Source organism: Novosphingobium sp. BL-A-41-Hi4B-X5A (assembly GCF_055521705.1).
The window spans coordinates 2,992,355-3,012,961 of the sequence record NZ_CM145500.1; the positions used below are offsets into that span (position 1 = coordinate 2,992,355).

Genomic DNA, 20,607 nt, shown 5'->3' on the forward strand with positions numbered 1-20,607 from the left:
CCCGCCCCACGGCGCTCGGGGGGCGGATGCGCAAGGGTGGGTCTTCCAGTCCATGCCCGATCGCATCCTCACCCCCCGAAAACTCTGGGGCCAGATTGAAACGAGTGACCCACCATGGCAGGCCTGACCGCAAATCCCGTCACCCCGCTGGATCCGGCCAACGCCAAGGTCGGCGCCGATGGCTGGTTCCCCGATATCCCGCTCGCCCTGGTCCGCAATTCGGTGCGCCTGGGCAATGGCGAGGTCACCACTGATCGCCTGCGCGCCTCTATCGAGGCCGCGATGCTCACGGCCTTCCGCCAGCTGGCGGCATGGCGTTCGACGCATGTCCTCGCCGGGGCCGAAGAGCTCGCCGACGTGACGGCGGACATGATCAACGATCGCAACCAGGCCGAGGCACTGTGGGAGCGCCTGATCATCTCGCTGACCGCCGCCGATCTCTTCGCCGGCAACCGCGACATGACCGCCACAGATCGCGGCCTCGATCGCGCGACCGACAAGGAAGACGGTGCCGACGAGTACTACCGCCGCGCCTGGGCAGCCGTGGCCGACCTCAAGACCTTCGCACCTGGCAACACCCGCGCCGACGTGCCGCGCAATCGCGTGGAGTTGATCTGATGAAGCATCTCGCCGTCCTCGCGGCAGTCTACCTGCTCGGCTCCGCCTTGACCTTCGGCCACGAGGGCGCGCGCTTTCGCAGCGCGTGCGATCCCGTACCCGGCGTCCCGGCCGGCATGGCCGCCTTGGTCTGGCCGCTCTACTGGCCGTACCGACTTTCTTGGGATGCCTTCAATCCTACCATCGAGGCACCATGTCCCTCACGGTAACCGCGCGCGATGGCGAAACCGTCGACGAGGTCTGCTGGCGCGTGCTCGGCCGCACGAGCAACGTCACCGAGCAGGTGCTAGAACTCAATCCGGGCATCGCCGCGCTCGGTCCAAGGCTTCCCGGTGGCACCGAGCTAATCCTGCCCGAAGTGGCTGAGGCAGCGACTGCGACCCGCGAAACCATCCAGCTGTGGGACTGACCTGATGCGCAAGATCGACAGCCTTCGCGCCACCCTTCTCGCGGCGATCCCCGAGGCCAACAACGATCCGGCGATGCTGCCCACGTGGATTGATCGCGGCTCGGTGCGCGGGCGGCAGACTGGCAGCGGCTCTTTCGAAATGGCGTTCCGGCTAAACGTCCTGGCGATCGGCGTCCGCACCGATCTGTCGCTGATCTCGCTTGCGGTAACGAAGTGGCTTCGCGCCAATCAGCCAGAGCGCCTGCAACCCGGATCGGACAGCTTCACCTTCGATGCCGACATTCTGGACAACGACACCGCCGACGTGCTCATCCAGATCGACCTGACCCAGAATTACGAGGTCACGACGGTCAACGGTGAGGAACGGGTCGAGCCGGTCGAGCAGACAGACCCCGTGCTCGAGGAAGCCAACGCCGAGGGCTTGGCCCCGGATATTGCCGCCATCCTTCTCGGTGGTGAGCAGCTCGTGCCTCCCGCGTAAGCTGCCATGGCCCACGATTCCTCTGGCGACGATCTCTCACGCCTCGACGAGTGGATGGGGCAGGTGCTGCATGGCCTTGCGCCGCCTCAGCGCAAGCGCGCGGGCCAGCAGCTTGGCCGCGATCTGCGCAAGTCGAACCTCAAGCGCATCGCCCAGAACGTCGAGCCCGATGGCACGCCGATGGAGCCCAAGAAGGCCCGCTACGACCGGCGCGGACGCCTGCGCGAAAAGGCCGGCGGGAAGATGTTTCAGGGCCTGCGCTATGCCAAGCACTGGCGCATCGATGCCACCGAGGACGGTGTTTCGGTGACCGCTCAATCGCCGTTGGTCGATCGCACAGGCTCGGTCAGCCAGTTTGGCGAGACCAAGACCATCGGGCGCCTGCGCGATCGCACCCCCATCCGCTACCGCTACCCGGTGCGCCGCCTGCTCGGTTTCTCCCCTCAGGATGAGGACCTCGTGCTGCAGATCGCAAGCGACATGATCGAACCGAAATGATCTCTGTTTCGCGTCGTTTTTCGCCTTGTAGAATCGGTCCGTCTCCGTTCTGACTTGAGAAACAATTGTTGTTTCGATCTGACGACGAGGGCAAGAATGGAGGCGGAAGTTATAGCTGGCCGGAAGTGCGGCACTTGCAGCATGTGTTGCAAAATTTTGGCAATTGACGAGCTAAAGAAGCCGCTAGGCGTTTGGTGTAGTCATGTTCGTAAGGGTAAGGGGTGTTCGATTTACGCTGATAGGCCCCCGTCATGTGCCGCTTACGGATGCGGATATTTACATTGGGCACAAACAGGAGAGCACTGGTTCCCATCTCGTGCCAAGATGGTAGTTGAGCTTGAAAGCGACAGCCGATTGCTAGTTCGCGTGGACCCAGCGACACCAAGCGTTTGGCGCACACAACCGTATTACGATGACATAAAGCTTTGGGCACGGATGGCTGAATTAAGCGGCCAACAAGTGGCGGTTATGATTGGTCGAAAAATGATCATTGTAATGGCAGAACACGATATCGATGTCGGATTCGTGTCAGAAGACGAAGCGGTGATTGTCTCCGAAATGCGGGATGGGTCTTTTTCGGTTTCTAAGATTTCGAGAGACGACCATCGTTTTGCCGACCTGCGGACTGGGATATTCCATACGCGCTCCCCTTCCACCAAATTTTGACAAACGCTACCAATCGCACTTGCCGAATCGTTCCGCATACGTTCTCGGGCGGGATGGGCTTCAAGAGACTGGAAACGCTGAACGATTACCGCCGTCACCGGCAGTTTCTCCGAGTGCGGTGCCGCGCCTGCAAGCGGGTCACCGATTTGAACCCGGTGCACCTCGTCCACGAATGCGTTGGCAGGAACCAAAGCCCTGCGATTGACGCTGTTATCGGCAGGCTGCGCTGCTCAAAATGCGGGGCACGTTCGCCGGAAGTCTATCCGACTGACACTCCCTCACGGTAAACCCGGCCTCTACCGCGCCCGCGCCTAGCGCGCGCGCGACGAACCGCGCCATCCCGTCGGGCATGGTCGGCTCCATCGCATCCTCCCCCGCTATCGATCTCTCTGGCCTGCCTGCGCCCGACGTCATTGCGCAGCCGAGCTTCGAGACGCGCCTTGCCGCGAAGCTTGCCAGCGCCATCGCGCAATACCCTGCCTTCGTGGATCTGGTCGAAAGCGATCCGGCGATGAAGCTGCTGCAGGCCGACAGCTACGACGAGATGATCCTCGCGCAGGCCTTCGCCGATGCCGCGCGCGGGCTGCTGCTCGCCTTCGCCACCGGGCCGCGCCTTGATCACCTCGCTGCGCTCTTCGCGGTGGAGCGTCTTGAGGGCGAGGCCGACACCGCCCTGCGCCAGCGCGTGCAGCTCGCCCCGCACAGCTTCTCGGTCGCAGGTCCGGAACTCGCCTACGTCTACTGGGCGCGCACCGCTGACGCCGACGTTGCCGATGCCACGGCGGTCAGCCCGACGCCGGGGCAGGTGGTGGTCACGGTGCTTTCTGCCAGCGGCACTGGCGTGCCTGGTGCGGGCGTGCTCGATGCCGTGACCGACCTGCTTACCGGGCCGGTGCGACCGCTGACTGACGAGGTGATCGTCCAGTCTGCCACGCTCGTGCCCTTCGCGATCGAGGCGCAGCTCACCGTCTTCGCGGGTCCAGACCAGGGCCTGCTGCTGCAGACCGCTCTCGACAGCTTGGGCGCCCACCTCGCCGCCGCGCGCAAGCTGGGCCGCGACGTGACGCGATCCGCGCTGATCGCCGCGCTGCACGTCGCCAACGTACAGAAGGTCGAGCTGCTCGCGCCGCTGGCCGACATCGATATCGACCCGAGCGAGATCGCCTCGGTCACCGGGATCGACGTCACCATCGCCGGGACGGTGATCTGATGGCCTCGCTGCTGCCTCCCAATGCGACCAGCGCCGAGCGCGCGCTCGAGCAGGCGATGCGCTCCGGGATCGACCTTTCGGCGGTGGGGACCTTGTGGAACCCGGCAACGTGCCCAGCAGACGTGCTGCCGTTCCTCGCCTGGGGGCTGGCGATCAGTCATTGGGATGCAGGTTGGAGCGAAGCGCAGAAGCGCACCGCGGTGGCCGAAGCCATTCCCTTCCACCAGATCAAGGGCACGCGCGCGGCCGTCGAGCAGGTCCTTGCGCGGTTTCACCCACTGCTCTCGATCGTGGAATGGTGGCAGGCGAACCCTCGCCGCGATCCCTACACGTTCGAGGTCCGCGCGCCTGCAGGCCCCGGTGGTATCGACGCCAGCTTCCTCACCACCGAGACCGCCGAGGCGATCATCCGCGACGTGGCCGCTGCCAAGCCGCTGCGCGCGCACTTCGACTTCGTCTTCGCCCTGGAAGCGCAGGCCACGCTTTGGATGGCGGGCGGCTTCACGGCCGGGACGATCAGCCGCGCCGATTACGCCGCGGAGATCGACGAGAGCCGCGACTGGAGCCGGGTACTGCAGACCGAGAACGGCGAACCGGTCCGCACTCCTGATGGCCTCGATTTTCTGGAGACAAGCTGATGCCCGGACTGGTCCTATCCCTCACCAACGCGGGGCTTGCAGCCGTGCAGGCCGCATCGGGCAGCGATCCGGTGACCATCGCCGAGCTAGGATTGACTGCCACGCCCTTTGATGTGGCGCCGACGCTGACCGGACTGCCGGGAGAGTTCAAGCGCATCGCCGCGATCTCGGGCACGGCTGCTGCTGACAACATCACCCACATGACGGCCTATGACACCAGCGCGGACGTGTGGAACGCCACGGGCCTCGGCCTGTGGCTGGCCGATGGCACGCTGTTCGCGGTTTACAGCGCGGGATCGACGATCATCAACAAGGCAGCCGTCGCCTTTGCGCTGATCAGCTTCGACATCGCCTGGCAGGCCGATCTGGCCTCCTCGATCACCTTTGGCGATCCGATCTTCACCAGCCCGCCCGCTACCGAAGACATGCGCGGCCTGATCGAGCTGGCCACGCTCGAAGAGGCACAGGCGGGGACTGATCTGCTGCGCGCGCTCACACCGGCTCGCGCCAAGGCCTCGGTGATCCCATGGCTGGGTTACACGCCCCTCGATGTCGCGGCCTATACCGCCGCAAGTGTGATCGCCCGGTTGCTTACGGTGGATGGCGCCGGCTCCGGGCTTGATGCCGATACGCTGGATGGTTTCCAGGGCGAATATTACGCCGATATCGTCGGGCGGCTTGGCTACACCCCGCTCAACATCGCGGCCTACACCGGCGGCGAGATCCTGACGAAGCTGCTGACAGTCGACGGTGCGGGTTCGGGCCTCGATGCCGATACCCTCGATGGCTACCACGCCGCCGCCTTCCGGCGCGTCGTCTCCTCGAACATCACCGCCAACGGCGGCTACATCGAATATTCGGACGGCTTCAAGGAGACCTGGGGCTGGGTCGATTGCGGGGCGAATGCATCGGCCTGGTTCAACGTGCCCATCCCGCACACGTCGTGGCTAGTCCCGTCGCTGGCCGTCGAGGTGCAGCCGGGTGACGACAACAACTCCGAGAACACCGGCGTCGGCCCGATCACGCTGGGGCCACCCACCACCATCGAAATCTACAGCGCGGAGAACTTCACCGCGCGCGTCTTCATCCAGACCAAGGGCGTTTGACCATGAGCGAAGCCATGAAGATCACCGTAGGCCGCTTCGATGCCGCCACCGGCACCGTGCCGGTCACGTTCGAGCAGAACGGCAAGACCCACTCGCGCCCGGTCAACGCCGTGATTGGCAACGACGGCAAGCACGATCGCGCTGCCACGCTCGCACGGGTCGACGAGGTTGCAGCAGGCGTGGCCAACAAGTTCACCCTCGGCCTGCTGGGCAACGCCGAGCCGGAGGCCTGATCCATGGTAAAGATCACCGAACTCGATCCGCCACCGTCGCCGCTCACCGGCGCCGAACAGGTTCCCATGGTCCAGGGCGGCGAGATGTACATCGCCGGTCTGGGCGAGCTCATGGAAAGCGTGGCGCAGCCCTTCGTCGACGGTGCGGCCGAGCAGTTCGCCATGGCGCAGGCTGCAGCCGAGGAATCGGTGGCGGCTGCAGGACTGCTCAGCGCAGGGCACATGGCCCTGAGCAAACCGGTCAACGGTGCGCGCTTGGGAGTCTCGGCCACTTTCGGCAGCAGCACTGGTGCTGTCACTCCTGCCAAGTGGTCGGGTGTGTCCTGGCGCGATGCCTACACCGGTAGCTTTTTGGCACTGCGCCGCGCCGCGACCGTGGCGGTTTCTGGCGACAGCATTGATCGCGGCGTGGGTGCATCGGTCCCGGCCACGAATGGCTGGGCCTATGGCTTCGTGGCCGACATGGGCGCGGCGATCCTCAATCGCTCGGTCGATGGATCAGTTCTTTCGAGCCATCTCAATCGTCCCAACAACTTGCGCAGCCGCTTCGAGACGGACTTCCTTGGCGCCAATCGGCGCGAAGTGGCCGTTATCGGATGCGCCTTCAACGATGCGCGCTGGCTCTATGCCGACCTTGCAAAGTTTCAGTCGGACTACGACCAGATGATCACCCGCCTGCTGCTGGCCGACGGCTACACGTACGAAACGCTGATCTGCAAACAGCCGCCGTATATCAGCGATACCGGGCTGATCACTTCAACCGACCCGGACTTCGCCGGCAACTCTCGCGCCACGTTCGAGCTTACCGTCAATGCCGTGACGGCAGCGGCGCAGGCATGGGGCCTGCCGCTTGCCCCGCTTTACGATCACTTCAAGAACAACGCAGGCGATCGCGCAACGCTTGTGGCGCTGGTCGATTCCGTTGCGGACAAGATCCATTATCCTGATGCGGGTCACGAGCTGCTCCGCCAGGTTGCCAAGACCCAGACATACGTGGCCAATACCCTGCCGCGCGTCACCAATCTGCAGTTCGTGGCCAGCGCAAGCGGTAGCTTTACCACGCGCATGGATCGCTGCGCTTCGGCGGACAGCTACGAGATCCAGTACGGTCTGTTGTCAGCGCTGACCTTCGCGGTGGGCAGCAGCACCATCAACCAGGCGACAACGGCAACGATCGACCGGACTATCACTGGCCTTGCCGAAGGCGTCTACATTGCCCGCGTGCGCGGCATCTTCGGTGGCGTGCCGGGGCCTTGGGCGATCACGCGCGTTCCCTATCAGGTCGCTGGCACCCTCGTCGAAACGATCAACGGTCTCACGGGGTCGCTCGCCGGGCCGAACGCGACCGCCTTGGAAACGACGGTTCCGACCACTGGTGTTTGGGCAAAGCATCCGACCAGCTCGGCCAACCTTGCGCTCAATGGCTCTAGCCGGATACGCGCCTCCGGCGTCAACCAGTACAACCTCTATACCCTGGCAAGCGCGGCAATTCCTGCCGGCGGCCGCGTCTATTCCGAAGTGGATGTCTTTGATGGCGGTGGCTGGGCGGCAGGGGCAATCCTGCATGGTCCGGTTGCGCGGCTGCATGCGGCTAACCGGATCTGCCTCGCAGCGCTCTGGAATGGTCAGACCGTCCGACTGTTCTACCTCAACGGTACGACGCTGACGACGCTGGGGACCTACACGCCGCCCGAACCGATCGGGAACTATAACCTTGCGATCGGGGCAGGGGTCGGCTCCCAGCTAGTTTACCTGAACGGTGCGCCCGTCATCTCTAAGACCTTTGCCGATGCCGATCTTCCGGGCCTCGGCACCGGGCAGGGCATTATGGTTCAGACAGGTGGGTTCAGTTACAACACCACGGCGAACACCGGCCTGCTGTTCACTCGCGTCGAAACGGGGCTGTTGTCGTGACAATCCCCGAAGCCATCCGCGAAATAGAGCAGAACCGCTGCGAGCGCATTGCCGCTCCTGGCAAATGGAAGGTCTGGCGAGAGGGCAACCAGGTCAAGCACGAGGTCACCGCAAAATGACTGCCCGCGAACTGTTCGAAAACATGCCTGACGGCCTCAAGCATGTGCTTGACGCCACCTCCTTCATCGCTCTGCTCGGGAGTCTGATCAGCGTGCTGCCTGCCGTCGCCTCCCTGCTCACGATCGTGTGGACCTGCATCAGGATCTACGAAACCGCCACCGTCCAGACCATGCTGGGACGCAAGAAGGACCTGCCATGAGCATCGCCGATCCCCGCAAGCCGATCTTCGACGCAGTCCGCGCCGAGGCGCGCCCCGGCCTGTTCAATGATCCCGGCAACGTGCTCGCTCTCGACAACCTGCTCGATGCGTTCAACGTGCCGCGCGCAGCAGTTCCTGTCGCGCCAGCGGCTCCAGCGGCTGACGCGATCCCGTCGGGCTACTTCATCCTCCTCGCCAAGATCGAGAGCGGCCATCGTCCCTACATCAAGGCCCCGACGTCGAGCGCCAGCGGTCTCTACCAGTTCGTGCGGTCGACATGGGAAGGCGAGGGCGGGACATGGGGCAGAGATCCGGAGCAGGCCTTCGGTGGATTGCAGCCAAGCGAGGAAGAGCAGACCGCCCGCGCCCGCAGCTTCACGCTCAAGAACCTTGCCTACCTGCAGCGACAGGGCATCGCGATCAACGCGGCCACGCTCTATGCCGCCCATTTCTTCGGGGCGGGCACCGCTGCGAAGGTGCTCAAGTCCGCCGACCGTGAGCGGGCCGACGTGCTGGCAGGCCCTTCCGCCACCGCCGCAAATCCCGCCATCCTTCGCGGCAAGACCGTTGGCGAGTTCAAGGCCTGGCTGCAGCGCAAGACGGGCGCATCGGCATGAGCGTGAACCTTCCGAACTGGCCCCCGAAAGACTGGCGCGCCATTGTCGCGCTGGTCTTTTCCGTTGCCGGGGCGGTGGCGCTCACCGTGCTGCTCTGGCTCCTCTCCGGCATGCTCCTGCCCGAGCGGGGTTGGACGCCCGCCAGCGAGGGTGAGCGCGTCACCACCATCCGCTGGGTGCTGTGGATCTGCGCCTTCTGCATCCTGCTCGTGCTGACCGGGCTTGGTTTCAGCGCGTCGAGACGCGGGCTGCGGGGGCGCTGGGGCGACAAGTCTCTCGATTGGGAAGGCGGGGAAGATCCCGCGCAAGGAGGAACCGATGTTCAAGAAGATCCTGACCAAAGTCGTCGGTAAGGCACTGGCTCCGATCGTGGACGATATCGTGAAGCGCGAGCTCGACAAGCGGACAGGGGGCGCAGCTTCCAAGGTCGAGGACGCGGTAGACGCGGTGAGGCGGGCACTCTGACCCCGTCATGACTGCGGAAGAAGACATCCCTCTCGATCCATCCACGTTGATCCGGCTCGGCCTCATCAGCGAGGTCACCCTGTCGCCGCCGCGCTGCAAGGTCCGCTTCGCAGATCCCGATGGCGAGGATGACGAGGGCGGCGAGACCCCGCCCATCCGCTGGCTCGCCCTGCGCGCAGGCAATACCCGCACCTGGTCCCCGCCCAGCGTCGGCGAGGAATGCCTGCTGCTCTGTCCAGATGGCCAGATCGGCAATGGCGTGGCGCTGCTCGGGCTAAACAACGACACCAACCCCGCGCCCGGTTCCACGCTTGCCGAGCTGGTCGAGTACGAGGACGGCGCGGTGATCTCATACGATCCCGAGGCGCACGTCCTTTCCGCCGTGCTTCCTGACGGTGCGTCCGCGCTGGTCGAGGCACCGGGGGGCTTGACGATCCGCGGTCCTGTCTCGATTGAAGGTGACGTGACGGTCACCGGCGCAATCACCGCCTCGGACGATGTCAGCGCCTACGGCATCAGCCTCAAGTCGCACAAGCACGGTGGCGTCCAAGGCGGTGGTGCCCAGACCGGGGCGCCGGTCTAAGCGTCAGACTCCCGGGACGCCAGTCTAAGCGTCAGACTCCCGGGATGCCGGTCTAGCGGCTCTCCGCACGGTAAACCCGGCCTCTACCGCGCCGCCCGCTGGCGTGGCTCGCGCAAAGCGCGCTTCTGTCCACCTCATGATCGGTATGGACGCAAACACCGGCAAGGCACTCTCCGGCGCACCGCGCCGGGCGCAGTCGATCGCGCGCATCCTCACCACCCCGCTCGGCTCCTGCGTGATGCGCCGCGACTTCGGCTCGCTGCTGTTCGAGCTGCTCGATCGCCCGCTCAACGTTGCAACCGCCATGCTCCTGCGCGCCGCCACGGCCATTGCCATCCGGCGCTGGGAGACCGGCTTCCAGATCACCCGCGTCACGCTCTCGGGTGATTTCCCAGGCGGCGCGCCGATCATCGGCATCGAGGGGTACGACCTCGGCGCGCCCGACCCCACCGCGCTCGTCTCGCTTTCGATCCCCATCCGGCGAAATGCCGCCGCTCTCGCCAACTGAAGGAACTGCCCATGCACGGCCTGACCATCACCGAATCTGCAACCGGCGTCCGCACTATCGCCCGCCTGTCCACGGCTGTGATTGGCCTGATCGCCACGTCCACCGCCATCGCACCCGAAAGTCAGGCCGCGATCGATGCGGCCTTCCCGCTCAACACGCCCGTCCTGGTCACCAGCGTCGATGCTGCAGCGGGCAAGGCTGGCAGCGCGGGCACGCTCAAGGCCGCGCTCGAAGCCATCGGCGATGAAGCCAGTCCGCTGGTGATCGTGGTTCGGGTGGCGGAAGGGGAAGACCAGGCCGAGACCGATGCCAACGTGATCGGCGCGACCGATGGCAACCTCTACACCGGGCTGCAGGCCTTGCTTGCGGCAGAGACGGTGGTCGGCAAGCGTCCACGCATCCTCGGCGCTCCGGGGCTAGATACGCAGGCTGTGGTGGCCGAGATGGTCATTGCCGCCCGCAAGCTGCGCGCCATGGTCTATGCGTCGGCGATCGGTGACGACATCGCCGAGGTAACCACCTATCGAGGCGAATTCTCCGCGCGTGAGCTGATGCTGCTCTGGCCGGACAGCTCGCCGGATTTCGCGGGTGATATCGTGGCCCGCACCCTCGGCCTGCGGGCGCGCATCGACGAAGAACAGGGCTGGCACAAGACGGTCAGCAACGTGCCCTTCTACGGCGTCACCGGCGTAACGAAGAATGTCCACTTCGATCTGCTCGACAACGATACCGATGCGGGCGTGCTCAACGATGCGCAGGTGACCACGATCATCCGCCAGTCGGGCTACCGCCTCTGGGGCAACCGCACAACGGCGGGTGAGGAAACGCCCGAATTCAGCTTCGAGAGCGCCGTCCGCACCAGCCACGCGCTGCAGGATATCATCGCCGCTGCCGTTCTGCCGTTCCTCGATCAGCCGATGACCGTGGCGCGGGTGAAGGATCTGATGGAGACGGTGAACGCCGAATTCCGCCGCCTGGTCGTGGAAGGCAAGATCATGGGCGCGGAGATCTTCTTCGATGCCGATGCCAACACGCCCGAGCAACTGGCGGCAGGCCGTCCGAACTTCCGCATCCAGTACACCCCGGTGGCTCCGATGGAGAACCCGCAGGTCAGCCTGGTCATCACCGACTTCTACTACTCGGGCTTTGCCGATCAGCTCGCCAACGCTGCCTGATTTCGGCGCGGCCTGATCGACATCGCACCCGCCCCTCGCACCTGAAAGGATACGGCCATGGGCCTCCCGCGCAAACTGAAGAACCTCAACACCTACGTCGACGGCGAGGGCTTCCTCGGTACCGTGGCCGAATTCGAAGAGCCCAAGCTGGCCATCGCCACCGAGGAATGGCGCGGCGGCGGCATGCTCGGCCCGGTCATGCTCGACAAGGGCCTCGAGGCGATGGAAGCCACGCTCACCATGGGCGGGCACGTGGCCAGCCTGATCCGCAAGTTCGGCACCACCTTCGTCGATGGCGTCCGCGTCCGCTTCGTCGGCGCCTACCAGGCCGACAACGGCAGCGCGGCCGAGGCGGTCGAAGTCTACATCGGGGGCCGCTTCACCGAGATCGATCCCGGCAAGGCCAAGGCAGGCGACGATACCGAGCAGAAGTACAAGATCCCGCTCGCCTACTACCGCCGCGTGGTCGATGGCCGCACCGAGATCGAGATCGACATGCTGCGCGGCATCTTCCTCGTCGACGGCAGCGATCGCTACGCCGAGATCATGGCAATCATCGCAAGTTAGTGGAATATAAACGAAAGATAGGATATTGAAGGTTCGGCGGGATAAACCCCTATCCCAAGTGTCCCGTCCCTCGGAACCAGCGGCCTCAGCGTCGTTGGAGATCCCCCGATCTGCGGCTCGCCGAAAGGCGGGCCGCTTCCCGCTCTGAAATTGTTGGTGTCCTCGCGTGACACAAAGTCTGGTTTATTTTCAGTTTCCAATCGCTCCAAATTGGAGGAATGTTGCAGCGCAACCGATTGGAGATTCGGCTTTGTTTCACTTGGTGTGTTGGCTTGGTCGGCACCGACCGAAGGTGGATGCCCTTGAGCGCACAATGAGCGGCTATCGGGCCACCTGCCACCGTTGTGGCAAGCCGATAAGGCGGCCGCGCCAAGGCAAATGGACAATCGATCGTGCCGATACCGAACAAGCCTGAACGCGAGACAGAGCCCGATCGTGATGCCGCGCGGCGCCAGGAGCTTCGCGAACTGGTCACGCTATGCCTTTGGCATGCCGATGCCATGGGATTGGCCATGATGGGGATTCATCTCAGCGAAGCTCTGGAGTCCCTGAAGCAAGACGCGCCTGACAAGTCCGGGTAAATCCCGCCTCTACCTGCCAGACCGATAGCAGCCCGCGCGGGCGCGGGTCACACCACCCGGCAAGCTTCCGCTTTGCCGGGTGGTCCTTTTGCGGGGCGCCACCCGGCAGAGGCCTGCGGTGGTGGCGAGCGTCCCGATCCCTCACGTCGCTCCACCGCGGGTCAACCCGCCCCGCGCATAGGAGCCTCGCATGGCTGACAAAGACCCGCTTCCCGAAGGCTATTTCGCCCGCGTTCCGCTGCGCAAGCCGGTGGTGCGTGGCGAAAGCAAGGTGACATCGATCCTGCTGCGCGAACCCAACGGCACTGCACTGATGAACGTCGAGCTGTTCGACCTGATGCGCATGAACACCACCGAAATCATCAAGGTGCTCCCGCGCATCTCGGAACCGCCCCTGCTTGCCGATGAGTGCAAGGCCATGGGTGGGCCTGACCTTTTCGAGATCGGGCAGGAGATCGCCGCTTTTTTGCTGCTCTAGGGGAGAGCGCCAGCTTCCTCCCCGCCGTCGAGGACATGATGGCCGACATCGCCGTGACCCTGCATTTCAGCTTCGAAGCAATGTCAGCGTGGCCGCTGGGAACGCTGGCCCTGTGGCATGGTCGCGCGCTTGCCCGCATTCCGGGAGTTTCCAGCCATGAGTGATCGCAAGCTTAACCTGTCAGTGATTTTCGAGGCCGTTGACAAGGCTACGGGCAAGATCACCGGCATCAGGAAATCCGCGACCGAGGTTGGCAAGGAACTCTCCAAGGCCCGCAAGGAACTGAAGGACCTAAATGACACCCAGTCCAACGTTACCTCATTCATCAAACTCAAGAAGCAGATGGTTGAGAACAATGCCAAGCTGGTCGAGGCGCAGGCCAAGGTAAAGAAACTGGCGACGGAAATGCGCCAGGCCGAAAAACCTACTCGCGAGATGGAGCGGGCCTTGGCCCGCGCCAAGAAGGAAGCCGGTGACCTCGCCGGGTGTGTCGATCGCGATTCCCAATCGTTGCAGCGCATGCGCGACCGGCTCAAGGAAGCCGGGGTCCACACAAAGAAGCTCGCAGATGCGCAGAAGGACCTGAAAGGCAAGATCGCCGAGGCCACTGGGCGGGTGGACCAGCAGAAGGATGCCTACGCCGCAATCATGGCCAGTGGACCCAAAGGGGGCAATGGCGGGCCGGGTTCCTTTACCGACAAGACCGTGAAGGCGGGTCTTATCCTCGGCACTCTGCGAGAGGGAGCGCAATTGCTGTCTGCGCCTATCATTTCGGATGCTGGTGCGCAGGAGCAGATGACGCAGATTGGCATCAAGGCCAATCTATCCCGCGAAAAGCTGGCGGCGATGCGCGATGAAATTCAGCGCCTCGGTCCGCAGGTGCGTATGCCGCCCGAGCAGCTGCGTGGCGGTGTGGACTTCCTCGCGGCCTCGGGCGTGAACCCGGAGCAGGCACTCAAGATGATGGAGCCGCTGGGCAAGGCTGCGCACGCCAACTTCGCGGACATCAACGATCTGGCGAAAGCTGCAAATTCCGCCCTGTCGAATCTTAAGATTCCGCTGGGGAAGGATGACATCGACCGCACCAAGGAAACGGCCCGCGTGCTCGATATGATGAGTGTCGCAGGCAAGGAAGGGAACTTCGAGTTTGCCGACATGGCGCGAAGCTTCCCGACCCTTACCGCTCGTCTTTCCGCTTTGGGAATGAGCGGCGCCGATGATGTGGGCAAGCTCTCTGCCGCATTGCAGGTGGCGTGGACCGCCACCGGCAATGCCGATGAAGCCGCGAACAACATCGACAACCTCCTGATGAAGATCAATGCGAAAGAGACGGCTGCAAACTTTGCCAAGTTCGGCATCGACCTGCCCAAGGCAATGAAGAAGGCCTACGCCGATGGAAAGGGACCGCTCGAAGCCATCGCCGAACTTACCCAGAAGGCCACCGGCGGTGACATGACCAAGCTTTCCCGGTTGTTCGGGGATGCGCAGGCGCAAACGGGCGTCCAGTCGCTTATCCAGAACATGAAAGAGTACGAGCGTATCCGCGACAAGACGCTGGGTGCTGGTGCTGCCGGTGAGGTCAATCGTGATTTTGCGCGCCGCGCTGAAGACACCAGTTCGCGTTGGGACAAGCTCATGGCGCGTTGGGATGTCTTCAAGGAAGGTCTCGGCAATGCGCTTAGCGGCGTGAGCAACGCGGGGTTGGGGATCCTTGACGCGATGTTCGCCGAAAAGACTATGGGCCTCATTCCCGTGAAAACCCAACAGGTCGCCGCAGCTACCAGCACCGGTATCGCGGCGGGAATGGCGCAGCGCCGGAACGAACTCACGCTCAATCAATATTGGCTGACCCAGCAGGACGCGGTTGCCGCCCAGCAGCGCTCGGTATTGATCGGCAATCAGGTTGGCGATGGCCTTGCCATTGGCATGGAACAGAAGGCAGGCCGGGTGTCCGCAGCTGCACAGAGCCTTGCAGCTGCCGCACAGGGACAAGTGCGCAAAGACCTCAAGATCAAGTCCCCGTCGCGGGTTTTCATGGAACTCGGCGGCTTCATAAGTTCGGGTCTTGCAGAGGGCATCACACGAAAGGGAAGAGGACCGGCGTTGGCCGCTTCACGCATGGCCGCTGGCGTGGCCCGCGCAGGCTCGGTCTCGCTCTCGCCGATCGCGCCGGCATCGGGCGGGGTTTCTCAGGGCGGCGCGCTTGCCAGTGGCGGCAACATCATGATTCAGGTCTACGGCGCGCCCGGGCAGAGCGTCGAGGAACTGGCCAGTGTCGTCATGCGCAAGCTCAAACACGCCAGTGGCGTCAAGGAACGCAGCACCTACGAAGGTGATCGCTGATGGCTTCGCTTCCCCCGATCAACGGCGTCACCACCAACACGCTGTCCCCCGGCCACCTGCTCACGCTTGGCATGTTCCTGTTCGGCATCGATGCCATGGCCTATTCCGAACTCTCGCGCCGCACGAGCTGGCGGCACGGCACCTCGGAACGGTTCATGGCGCGGCCCGCCAGCCAGTACCTCGGCCCCGGCGAGGACACGATCACGCTCTCGGGCCTGCTCGTGCCCGAAGTCGCGGGGCAGTTCGTGGCGATCCAGATCGTCAAGGCGATGGCCGACACCGGTGAGGACTATCCTCTGGTCGATGGGCTCGGCCGCGTGCTCGGCCACTATCGCATCGTCCGCCTCGAGGAGACGCAGCACGGCATCATGGGCGGTGGCCTGCCGCGCGGCGTGGACTTCACCATCGAGCTCGAGCGGGTGGACTGACAGTGGGCGCGAACATCGCGGGCCTGCAGCTGCTGCTCGATGACGGCACCGATCTTGCCGCGAAGATCAATCCGCGCTTCCTCGAACTGACTCTCAGCGAGAAGCGCGGCGACGAGGCCGATGAGCTCTCGCTGACCCTGCACAACCATGACGGCCGTCTCGCCGCGCCGGAAACTGGCCGCGTGCTGACGCTCGCCCTGGGCTGGAAAGCGGGCGGGCCGTCTACCGGGCTCGTCGGCAAGGGACGTTTCAAGGTTGACGAGGTGGAGGAGAGCGGCCCGCCCGACGTGATCACCATCCGTGCCCGCTCGGCCGATCTGGGCGGGGACTATCGCAAGCGCCGCACGCAGGTGTGGCGCGATACCACCGTCGGCGCGGTGCTCGATACGATCGCGGGGCGCTATGGCGTGGAAAGCCTTGTCCATCCCGATCTGCGCGGCCTCGCCATCGCGGTGCTCGATCAGCACGGCAAGAGCGACATGGCCCTGGTCAAGGATCTGGGCAGCCGCTTCGATGCGCTCGCCACGTGGAAGGACCGCAAGCTGATTTTCATGCCGGTTGGCGCGCAGACCACCCCGAGCGGCAAGGCTCTTCCCTCCCTCACGCTGACCCGCCGCCATGGCTGGACGTGGCGATTCTCCCGCGCCGATCGCGAGGAAAACGATGGGGCCGAGGCCGAGTGGCACGATCACGCCGACGGCAAGCGCAAGAAGGTCGGCACCGGGGGCACGAAGCCGAAGAAGCTCAAGCGGGTCTACGCCAGCCAGGCTGAGGCGCAGCAGGCAGCAAAGGCGGCAGCAGGAAAGGGCAAGCGCGGCGGGTTCAAGTTCGAATACGACCTCGCCCAGGCTGACATGCAGATCCAGCCCAATGCCCGCGTAACCCTGTCAGGCTGGAATACTCGGGTCGATGGCATCAACTGGCTGGTCGAGAGCGTCGAAACCTCGCTCGGTGCCAACGGCATCCAGCAAAAGGTCTCGCTGGAAAGCGCGTAATTACTTCTTGGCAGGCTTCGTTGCAGCGAGCTCGTCGATCTTCTTCGCCATCTCTGCGGTACGGGTGTCGATTTGCTCCACCTTCGTTTCGATGGACGCCTGCTTTACCTCGATGTCATTGAGCTGCGAATTAAGCATGGCGTAAAGCCCGCAGCCAGCAACTGCGAGGGCGAGCAGCCCGTAGAGCAGATTGCGCACGTCATCATGCAGCCTGTTCAACTGCTGATCTACACTGGCCTTCCAATCGTCGCTCATGCCTCCCGATGTGCCATCGCCTCCGCCATCTTTCAAGGATGCCTCTGGAAGCTGCCTTTCGATGGCGTCCAGTCGAACTTGCATGTCTCGGATAGGACCGAAGGATGGATCAATGTTACTCATTGCCTTCCCCGACGCTATGGCCAGCTTCCTTCAGAAGCGCTTCAGCCTCTTCAGGCTTCACGCCGCTGTTCACGATAAGCATCTTGTGGAGATCTCGTACAGAATCGACGCATTTTTTAAACAGCTCTCGACTTTCAGGAGTCTGGCCCTCCATCTGCCCAATCATTGTTATGATATTCATCAAAGTAGCCATAGTTGCTGCGAGATTGAAGGTCGACTCGGCGCGAGTTAGATACCCGCCCGAATGTTCGTTTATGTAATTTCGCCGAGCTTCTGCAGACGCGAGATAATCATCGATCCCTTGCATTACCATCGCTACTTCTTCCTTACAGTCGCATCCGGCGAAGCGCCTTCGCCAATTTCCATCCTTGTAATCCCACAAGGCTCCGGCACAAACCTGCCCGTGGCGTACATCAGCTTCGCAGGCTGCCCCTGAGGCGACACCGTGAAGCGCAAGGTGGCTTCCCTGCCTTTGCCCGAAACATCGTCCGTGACGTTGAAGTCCCGAAATTCAAGCGTCTGGGCTTGCTCAACCGATAGCTTCCCCTTCACCTGATCGAGCAGCTTCTGCAGGAACTCGTGGTCTGCGGCGCGGCAGGTATCTCTTGGTGGGTCAGCGTAGAGGTCTTCTTTGGTGAAGGCATAGCCCGTCGGCGCTGGGGCCGGTTCATCCTGCTCGCCGCTGCAGCCAGTCAGTGACACAACCGCCAGCATTGAGCAGGCGGCGGCCTTGATCGCGGTCCTATACATCGGGCCACTCCGGGTCTGGTTGGAATTCGAAATCGGGGTCGACGCCCTCGGCCAACTCCGGCGCGCGGCGCAGCGGAACGGCATCGGGATCGACCTTGGGTTCTTCGCCGTCGAAAGCCACGCGGATCCACGCACCCCATGGCGCCGCCACCTGGAAGACGGCGTTGACCTCGCGCCCTTCGTTGATGATCGCGCCGATCCGGCCGCACCGCTCCGCGCTGAGATAGCCCATCTGGATGCCGCGTTCGGAGTATACCGCGACGGCGCGGCGATCTGCTTTGTTCTTGGGCTCCGGCCGCAGCTCCACGGGGTCACCAGGCTTGCACAATGCTATCTCGAACCGCCGGTTGCTGCGGGCCTTGTCCTCGTTTTCGAAGTCGGCGCCGACCACGGCGAGGGAAAGCGCGGGAAGTGTCATAAGCGTTGAAGGAAATAGTCCACGTCTTCAGCAAGCTTCTCGAGTTGGACCGCAGCTTCTATCTCATGCCGATCACGCAGGTCCCCCGCGCATTCCAGTATGTCCGCCCGCAAGTCTCTGAGTGCTGCCGTCGTCGATTGATAGCCTGCTCGTTGCAGGTAAGTGATAACGTCTTCTATTTTAGCGTTAGCCAAGGCCAGCCAGAACTCGTCGAGTTGGGACGCGATTTTACCGGGAATTGCTTCGTGGTACATTTGCTCGCCCTCATTCTGCCTGCTTACGCGTCAGCCAGCCATCCGGCGAACGACCGCCACCACCTTGCCGATCACGTGCAGCTCCCCGTCGTATGCCATCTCCGCCTCCACGAGAGGGTTGTCGGACATGATCTTCACTCCGCCACCTGCCATCGGGCGCAGGCGCTTGATCATGCCGGCATCGCCATAGGCGCATGCGAAGACCTGGTCTGACATGTCCAGTCGGTTCTCGGCGGTGTCGATGATCACAATGTCGGCGTTTTGTATGGTCGGTGCCATCGAATCGCCGATGCCCCGCGCGATGAACACGCGGGCAGGAGGCGATTGGGTGAACAGGCGCAGCCATCCCCGGGTAAACCGGCGCGGCTTCTTCTTCACCGGGAGTTCGAGATAGCTGCCGCCGCCCATGCCGAAGCGCAGATCGAGCTCCATGATCTCGACGAGCTCGTCGTCTTCATCTTCCGATTCGACTACTTCCAGATTGGTGGAATGCGTTGCAGCCACGGGGGCATCGCCAGACGGGTCGCCGGTCTCCCCTGTCAAATATTCCGGCGTTGTTTCAAGGGCTCGCGCGATTTTGTGCAGGTGGCTCGAACGGCCACCGCGCTTGATCAGGTTAGCGATTGCAGGCTGCGTTATTCCCACGCGGCGCGCCAGCTCGGATTGATTTATGCCGAGCTTCTCTATCCTTTCGAGGATGCGGGTGCCGATGTCAGTCACGCCGCGACCCTATAACCGTGCTTATAGCTGTCCACCAAAGTTTGGTGATTGACGGGGTATAACAACGGTGATAGTTATAACACATGGAATTGACCCCGACCCCTTTCGAGGCCCTGCAGTCCGCCCTGGCAAGAGCGGGATCGCAATCCGAACTCGCGCGGATTTGTGGCGTGTCCCAGCCTGCAGTCTGGAAATGGCTGCAAAGCTCAAAGCGCCTTCCGGCCGAGTACGTACTGCGCGTTGAAAGCGCGACGGGTGTATCCCGCCATCATTTGCGCCCCGACATCTATCCGCTGGAATCGCGCGGTTCGCACCCGCGCTGGTATGGCATCGACATGTCTGCTGGCCCTGACGTGGCGGTCGTATCCGTCGCCCAGCGCAAAGAAAACGGCAATCGGATCAATGTTTTGGACACGCCGGCGCAGCGGAGGACCGCATGACCAAGGTTCGCGTCCCGCTGACCGCTCACGCCGCGCTGCTCGAGATCGTCAAGGTGCTCGGCTATGATGGCTGCGCCGAGGTCAGTGGCATCAAGGAATGGGCGCTCCGCAAGATGTCCGATCCTGACACCGGTCGGGAGATCAGCCTGCGCGCGGCGATGCGCCTAGATGCTGCCTATCGGCGCGCTGGTGGCAATGGCGCGCCGCTTTTCGAAGCCTACGCCGCGTTCCTTGATCTGGAGCAGGCAGAGCCGGAAAGTCCCGAGCAGCTCATGCTCCTCTCGGGCGAAGTCTCCAAGGAAGTGGGCGAGGCCGTTGCCGCTGCGCTGGCATCGGCAAGCCGGGCCAACTGCCCAGCCACCCGCGCCCGCGCGATCGATGAAGCGCGCGAGGGCCTTTCGAAAATGCAGTCGCTGGTTTCAAGTCTTGAACGGGGGAACGTCCATGAGCGGTGAGGGCCATCTCGCCTCGCGGCCTTTGATCAACGCACCGCTGCAGACGCGCCTGCGCTCCGGCGGGAAGATGGCGAAGGACAGCGCCTTCATCATCTGCCCCAAGTGCGACGAGCCATGCTTCATTCGCCGGTCGGAGCGGATCACCGAGAAGGTCAAGCACCTTGAGGCGCACTGCACCAACACTGGTTGCGGCCACACCTTCGCGGCGCAGGTGGTCTTCGTGCATTCGTTCAGCCCCGGGCTGATCGACCGGCCCGACCTCGACCTGCCGGTCTGTCCGCGCGACCAAGTGCCGCACGTCTCGGCGCGCAAGGCCGACGAGGACCCGGCGCAGATCAGCATGTTCTCGGGCTGACCTGA

Annotated in this window: 34 protein-coding genes; 28 read left to right on the plus strand and 6 right to left on the minus strand. The window is 63.5% G+C overall.

The window, feature by feature from the left end:
- Positions 1 to 114: 114 nt before the first annotated feature.
- The 25 genes from ACZ1JY_RS14585 (at position 115) to ACZ1JY_RS14705 (ending at position 16,832) form a co-directional block, all read left to right on the plus strand.
- Complete coding sequence (locus ACZ1JY_RS14585; protein ID WP_465129760.1) at positions 115 to 618, plus strand: head completion/stabilization protein; 504 nt, start codon at positions 115 to 117, stop codon at positions 616 to 618.
- A complete protein-coding gene (locus ACZ1JY_RS14590; protein WP_465129761.1) occupies positions 618 to 827 on the plus strand; it encodes a hypothetical protein in 210 nt (69 codons plus the stop codon). The genes ACZ1JY_RS14585 and ACZ1JY_RS14590 overlap by 1 nt, the downstream gene beginning before the upstream one ends.
- Positions 812 to 1,027: a tail protein X gene (locus ACZ1JY_RS14595; RefSeq protein WP_465129762.1), complete on the plus strand. Its 216-nt coding sequence runs from the start codon at positions 812 to 814 to the stop codon at positions 1,025 to 1,027. Before ACZ1JY_RS14590 ends, ACZ1JY_RS14595 begins: the two co-directional genes overlap by 16 nt.
- Before the next feature lie 4 nt (positions 1,028 to 1,031).
- Positions 1,032 to 1,508 (plus strand): phage tail protein, encoded by a 477-nt coding sequence (locus tag ACZ1JY_RS14600; protein WP_465129763.1) that lies wholly within the window; start codon positions 1,032 to 1,034, stop codon positions 1,506 to 1,508.
- A 6-nt stretch (positions 1,509 to 1,514) separates the two neighbouring features.
- Positions 1,515 to 2,006, plus strand: coding sequence for a phage virion morphogenesis protein (locus tag ACZ1JY_RS14605; protein ID WP_465129764.1), 492 nt, complete (start codon positions 1,515 to 1,517; stop codon positions 2,004 to 2,006).
- Positions 2,007 to 2,330: 324 nt separating this feature from the next.
- Positions 2,331 to 2,672, plus strand: a complete 342-nt coding sequence (locus ACZ1JY_RS14610; protein ID WP_465129765.1) for a hypothetical protein — start codon at positions 2,331 to 2,333, stop codon at positions 2,670 to 2,672.
- Positions 2,673 to 3,021: 349 nt separating this feature from the next.
- Positions 3,022 to 3,882: a baseplate assembly protein gene (locus ACZ1JY_RS14615; RefSeq protein WP_465129766.1), complete on the plus strand. Its 861-nt coding sequence runs from the start codon at positions 3,022 to 3,024 to the stop codon at positions 3,880 to 3,882.
- Positions 3,882 to 4,520, plus strand: coding sequence for a phage tail protein I (locus ACZ1JY_RS14620; protein WP_465129767.1), 639 nt, complete (start codon positions 3,882 to 3,884; stop codon positions 4,518 to 4,520). Before ACZ1JY_RS14615 ends, ACZ1JY_RS14620 begins: the two co-directional genes overlap by 1 nt.
- Positions 4,520 to 5,626 carry a gp53-like domain-containing protein gene (locus tag ACZ1JY_RS14625; RefSeq protein ID WP_465129768.1) on the plus strand — a complete coding sequence of 369 codons (1,107 nt, stop codon included), beginning with the start codon at positions 4,520 to 4,522 and terminating at the stop codon, positions 5,624 to 5,626. Before ACZ1JY_RS14620 ends, ACZ1JY_RS14625 begins: the two co-directional genes overlap by 1 nt.
- 2 nt (positions 5,627 to 5,628) lie before the next feature.
- Positions 5,629 to 5,859: a hypothetical protein gene (locus ACZ1JY_RS14630; protein ID WP_465129769.1), complete on the plus strand. Its 231-nt coding sequence runs from the start codon at positions 5,629 to 5,631 to the stop codon at positions 5,857 to 5,859.
- A 3-nt stretch (positions 5,860 to 5,862) separates the two neighbouring features.
- Positions 5,863 to 7,773, plus strand: coding sequence for an SGNH/GDSL hydrolase family protein (locus ACZ1JY_RS14635; protein WP_465129770.1), 1,911 nt, complete (start codon positions 5,863 to 5,865; stop codon positions 7,771 to 7,773).
- Positions 7,770 to 7,892, plus strand: coding sequence for a hypothetical protein (locus ACZ1JY_RS14640; RefSeq protein WP_465129771.1), 123 nt, complete (start codon positions 7,770 to 7,772; stop codon positions 7,890 to 7,892). Before ACZ1JY_RS14635 ends, ACZ1JY_RS14640 begins: the two co-directional genes overlap by 4 nt.
- The gene (locus ACZ1JY_RS14645) at positions 7,889 to 8,092 is read left to right on the plus strand and encodes a hypothetical protein (protein ID WP_465129772.1); all 204 of its coding nucleotides are present in this window, start codon (positions 7,889 to 7,891) and stop codon (positions 8,090 to 8,092) included. Before ACZ1JY_RS14640 ends, ACZ1JY_RS14645 begins: the two co-directional genes overlap by 4 nt.
- Positions 8,089 to 8,709: a lysozyme family protein gene (locus tag ACZ1JY_RS14650; protein ID WP_465129773.1), complete on the plus strand. Its 621-nt coding sequence runs from the start codon at positions 8,089 to 8,091 to the stop codon at positions 8,707 to 8,709. The genes ACZ1JY_RS14645 and ACZ1JY_RS14650 overlap by 4 nt, the downstream gene beginning before the upstream one ends.
- Entirely contained in the window at positions 8,706 to 9,062 is a 357-nt protein-coding gene (locus ACZ1JY_RS14655; RefSeq protein WP_465129774.1) for a hypothetical protein, read from the plus strand. The genes ACZ1JY_RS14650 and ACZ1JY_RS14655 overlap by 4 nt, the downstream gene beginning before the upstream one ends.
- On the plus strand, positions 9,028 to 9,174 hold the full coding sequence (locus tag ACZ1JY_RS14660) for a hypothetical protein (protein WP_465129775.1): 147 nt from the start codon (positions 9,028 to 9,030) through the stop codon (positions 9,172 to 9,174). Before ACZ1JY_RS14655 ends, ACZ1JY_RS14660 begins: the two co-directional genes overlap by 35 nt.
- Positions 9,175 to 9,181: 7 nt before the next feature.
- Complete coding sequence (locus ACZ1JY_RS14665) at positions 9,182 to 9,757, plus strand: phage baseplate assembly protein V (protein WP_465129776.1); 576 nt, start codon at positions 9,182 to 9,184, stop codon at positions 9,755 to 9,757.
- Positions 9,758 to 9,893: 136 nt separating this feature from the next.
- The gene (locus ACZ1JY_RS14670) at positions 9,894 to 10,265 is read left to right on the plus strand and encodes a GPW/gp25 family protein (protein ID WP_465129777.1); all 372 of its coding nucleotides are present in this window, start codon (positions 9,894 to 9,896) and stop codon (positions 10,263 to 10,265) included.
- An 11-nt stretch (positions 10,266 to 10,276) separates the two neighbouring features.
- Positions 10,277 to 11,440, plus strand: coding sequence for a phage tail sheath subtilisin-like domain-containing protein (locus tag ACZ1JY_RS14675; RefSeq protein WP_465129778.1), 1,164 nt, complete (start codon positions 10,277 to 10,279; stop codon positions 11,438 to 11,440).
- A 57-nt stretch (positions 11,441 to 11,497) separates the two neighbouring features.
- Entirely contained in the window at positions 11,498 to 12,007 is a 510-nt protein-coding gene (locus tag ACZ1JY_RS14680) for a phage major tail tube protein (RefSeq protein WP_465129779.1), read from the plus strand.
- 771 nt (positions 12,008 to 12,778) lie between these two features.
- On the plus strand, positions 12,779 to 13,066 hold the full coding sequence (locus ACZ1JY_RS14685) for a hypothetical protein (RefSeq protein WP_465129780.1): 288 nt from the start codon (positions 12,779 to 12,781) through the stop codon (positions 13,064 to 13,066).
- A gap of 38 nt (positions 13,067 to 13,104) precedes the next feature.
- Entirely contained in the window at positions 13,105 to 13,230 is a 126-nt protein-coding gene (locus tag ACZ1JY_RS14690) for a GpE family phage tail protein (RefSeq protein ID WP_465129781.1), read from the plus strand.
- A complete protein-coding gene (locus ACZ1JY_RS14695) occupies positions 13,223 to 15,409 on the plus strand; it encodes a phage tail tape measure protein (protein ID WP_465129782.1) in 2,187 nt (728 codons plus the stop codon). Before ACZ1JY_RS14690 ends, ACZ1JY_RS14695 begins: the two co-directional genes overlap by 8 nt.
- Entirely contained in the window at positions 15,409 to 15,837 is a 429-nt protein-coding gene (locus ACZ1JY_RS14700; protein WP_465129783.1) for a phage tail protein, read from the plus strand. Before ACZ1JY_RS14695 ends, ACZ1JY_RS14700 begins: the two co-directional genes overlap by 1 nt.
- Before the next feature lie 2 nt (positions 15,838 to 15,839).
- Positions 15,840 to 16,832 carry a contractile injection system protein, VgrG/Pvc8 family gene (locus tag ACZ1JY_RS14705; RefSeq protein WP_465129784.1) on the plus strand — a complete coding sequence of 331 codons (993 nt, stop codon included), beginning with the start codon at positions 15,840 to 15,842 and terminating at the stop codon, positions 16,830 to 16,832.
- Here ACZ1JY_RS14705 and ACZ1JY_RS14710 read toward each other — a convergent pair whose 3' ends face one another.
- The 6 genes from ACZ1JY_RS14710 to ACZ1JY_RS14735 all read right to left on the minus strand — a co-directional run bounded on the left by ACZ1JY_RS14710 (position 16,833) and on the right by ACZ1JY_RS14735 (position 19,352).
- Positions 16,833 to 17,087, minus strand: a complete 255-nt coding sequence (locus ACZ1JY_RS14710) for a hypothetical protein (protein WP_465129785.1) — start codon at positions 17,085 to 17,087, stop codon at positions 16,833 to 16,835.
- A gap of 115 nt (positions 17,088 to 17,202) precedes the next feature.
- Positions 17,203 to 17,517 carry a hypothetical protein gene (locus ACZ1JY_RS14715; RefSeq protein ID WP_465129786.1) on the minus strand — a complete coding sequence of 105 codons (315 nt, stop codon included), beginning with the start codon at positions 17,515 to 17,517 and terminating at the stop codon, positions 17,203 to 17,205.
- Between the two features lie 8 nt (positions 17,518 to 17,525).
- Positions 17,526 to 17,924 carry a hypothetical protein gene (locus ACZ1JY_RS14720; RefSeq protein ID WP_465129787.1) on the minus strand — a complete coding sequence of 133 codons (399 nt, stop codon included), beginning with the start codon at positions 17,922 to 17,924 and terminating at the stop codon, positions 17,526 to 17,528.
- A gap of 28 nt (positions 17,925 to 17,952) precedes the next feature.
- Positions 17,953 to 18,378 (minus strand): HIRAN domain-containing protein, encoded by a 426-nt coding sequence (locus ACZ1JY_RS14725; RefSeq protein ID WP_465129788.1) that lies wholly within the window; start codon positions 18,376 to 18,378, stop codon positions 17,953 to 17,955.
- On the minus strand, positions 18,375 to 18,632 hold the full coding sequence (locus ACZ1JY_RS14730; protein ID WP_465129789.1) for a hypothetical protein: 258 nt from the start codon (positions 18,630 to 18,632) through the stop codon (positions 18,375 to 18,377). Before ACZ1JY_RS14730 ends, ACZ1JY_RS14725 begins: the two co-directional genes overlap by 4 nt.
- Before the next feature lie 30 nt (positions 18,633 to 18,662).
- Entirely contained in the window at positions 18,663 to 19,352 is a 690-nt protein-coding gene (locus ACZ1JY_RS14735) for an XRE family transcriptional regulator (RefSeq protein WP_465129790.1), read from the minus strand.
- 83 nt (positions 19,353 to 19,435) lie between these two features.
- On the opposite strand from ACZ1JY_RS14735, the gene ACZ1JY_RS14740 reads away from it, so the two are divergent.
- Genes ACZ1JY_RS14740 through ACZ1JY_RS14750 form a run of 3 tightly spaced genes read left to right on the plus strand, consistent with a single transcriptional unit; the run spans position 19,436 to position 20,602 of the window.
- Positions 19,436 to 19,792 (plus strand): YdaS family helix-turn-helix protein, encoded by a 357-nt coding sequence (locus ACZ1JY_RS14740; RefSeq protein WP_465129791.1) that lies wholly within the window; start codon positions 19,436 to 19,438, stop codon positions 19,790 to 19,792.
- The gene (locus ACZ1JY_RS14745) at positions 19,789 to 20,247 is read left to right on the plus strand and encodes a hypothetical protein (RefSeq protein WP_465129792.1); all 459 of its coding nucleotides are present in this window, start codon (positions 19,789 to 19,791) and stop codon (positions 20,245 to 20,247) included. The genes ACZ1JY_RS14740 and ACZ1JY_RS14745 overlap by 4 nt, the downstream gene beginning before the upstream one ends.
- Positions 20,237 to 20,602, plus strand: a complete 366-nt coding sequence (locus tag ACZ1JY_RS14750) for an ogr/Delta-like zinc finger family protein (RefSeq protein ID WP_465129793.1) — start codon at positions 20,237 to 20,239, stop codon at positions 20,600 to 20,602. The genes ACZ1JY_RS14745 and ACZ1JY_RS14750 overlap by 11 nt, the downstream gene beginning before the upstream one ends.
- The last annotated feature ends 5 nt before the right edge of the window (positions 20,603 to 20,607 follow it).